The 2424-nt window shown below is 49.5% G+C and carries 1 protein-coding gene; it reads right to left on the minus strand.

The annotated features are described in order from the left end of the window. Window positions 1-169: 169 nt before the first annotated feature. On the minus strand, window positions 170-2424 hold a 2255-nt coding region (locus tag QT992_RS33240; protein WP_333378732.1), incomplete at its 5' end, for an S-layer family protein.

Genomic DNA, 2424 nt, shown 5'->3' on the forward strand with positions numbered 1-2424 from the left:
GAACTTTCTGCACCCAAGCTATTATCGGGGATGATTTGGGCGACGCCGGGGAAAGGACACAGCAGTAATAATGCAAAGAATAGGGCGGAAGATTGGCCGGGCATCTTTTAAGTCTGGTTAATTTACTTTTAGGAAAATAGCGAGGGGTTAGCTAAAAGCTGAAGATTACCTATTGAGGTACGCAAACACCCGTCGGTTTCGGACTGCGAATAGATCCACCACCACCAGAATTATATGCTACCAGCGTCACTTGTCCTCGATCGTCCATTACCCAACCTTGAGCGGGCATAATTTCTGTTGGCCGAATTTCTCTGGATACTCTTTGACCTTCTACTTGCTGACTTCCACCTACCGCTGGTTCCACCCACGGAAACGGTTCTCCTGCGCTGCTGAGAACTTCATTAGGACTCGGTGGCAATCCCCCCCGCCCAGTCACAGTAAACTCGTTCTCAGCCCCTTCGATGCAGGGATTTGCAGCAATTAACGCAGCCGGATTGACCACATTTTGCGGCAGTTCCACTAAACCTTGAACGGGATTCACTCCAACAGAACTAAATGTAACACTACCTTGCAAAGCCGGGCCACTACTTTGGGAAATGGCGGCGATGTCGCTGCTAGGAATTAGAGAAGTAGGACTTACTTGCAACGCTGCAAATTCGCCGTCACTGAGCCCCAACCTGCTTCTGACTTGTTCGCGGCCGACTGCTGTAAAACCAAACACATTGGGGACATTGATATTGACGCGGCCGCCGCCTGCTGTGCGGGCGTTGGCTGTAATGTCGCTGTTTTCTTGCGGGAGGGCGACAAGAATGTCGCTGTTGATGTTGATATTGCCGCCGTCTGAACTGCCTGCATCGGTGGTAATTTGGCTGTTGCGGCGCAATTGGATGTCTCGCGCTTGCAGGTTAATATTTGCTCCAGTACCGGATACAGTCGTACCGTCAATCATCGCTTTGTTATCAAGAGCGATCGAATTTGCGACAATATTGATATTACCAGCGCGTCCGGTTCCCGTAGCCTGCACTGTCACTGTAGCTCCATCTCGGACAATTAGTCGATCGGCATTCAGATTCAACGAACCCGCATTGGCCGTAGCATTGGGATTGACAAAATTCAGCGCCCTGCCAGCCGAAGCCTCAATTCTACTGCTGAACCCACCGCTATTCCCACTGCCTTGGACTTCTGTGCGATCGGCATTAACTGTAATATCTCCTGCATCTGCTGCACCCAAAGAAGCCGCAGTAATAATACCCCCATTTCTTAGAGTGAGCATGGGCGTAGAGAGGCGGATATCTCCACCCATACCAGAGCTTGTACTTTGAGTAGCCAGAGCACTTGGTGCGAAGCTCGCACTCCCCAAAACTCCAGACACGCCGCTCACTTCTATAGACTCTGAAGCTCTGACAGTTAAATTTCCTCCAGCCCCCCCACTGGTAGAAAATACGTTTTCACCAATAATCGCACCAGTCGATAAAGTAATTGCAGCTCCATTAGAAACACTCAGCCGCTTAGTGTCGATCGTAATATCCCCGGCTTTCCCATTCCCATCGAAAGAGTTCGTGCCTAGTACAGTTTGTGCCCCATTTCCAGGGAGGCTCCCCGACAATTCTACAGATTCATTCGCTTTTATCGCGATATTCCCCGATGCTCCATTATTGCGGCTAATACTGACGAGATTGGAGCCATCGCGCAGGATTAACCGTTGTGCGTCAACAGTTATGCTTCCGCCAGAGCCGGTACTTTCCGTCGTTGTGCCGTTATTGATCGCAGAACTGACGAGATCGACGGTGTTAGCACGGATATTCAGATTTCCGCCATTTCCTGCACCCAGGGTGCCGGTACCGCCCACTACCCCATCGCGCAGCCGCAGCCGTCCGGTGTCAATGTTAATGTCTCCGGCGGCTCCATTGCCAACAGTACCAGTGATTAGAAGAATTTGCGGGTCAAAAGGATTGAGCGTTCCTGATGCCAGAAATTGGCTGTAAAACCGCTGATAGCCTTCAGTTCCCAGGCCGATCATTTCTACTGACTCAGTAGCGTGGATGTTGATATTGCTCCCCTTCCCCTCTCCCACTGTCGGGGTGAAAATTTGTGACCCTCTCTCTACTCGCAAGTTTTGAGCATTGATGTCAATGCCTCTACCATCAATATTTCCCAGTGTCAGTCCATAAATTCCCGAACTACTGACGGCGATGTTTCCACCTCTGATGTCAATTTTTCCCCCTCCTAATCCGCTGGTATTTATAAATGCACCGTTCATTTCAATATTGCCGAAGTTCTGAATATTTCCGTAGTTTAAATTCAGACCTAAAGCTGTCGGTTCAAATTGTACTAAACCAGGACTTTTGACGCTGCCAAGTAATATTTGTCCGGTATAAGCTGTTAAATTTCCGCCTTGTAGTAGAATGTCACCGCCAATTAATG

The sequence above is a fragment of the Microcoleus sp. T3_D1 genome (assembly GCF_036700405.1).
GTDB lineage: Bacteria > Cyanobacteriota > Cyanobacteriia > Cyanobacteriales > Microcoleaceae > Microcoleus.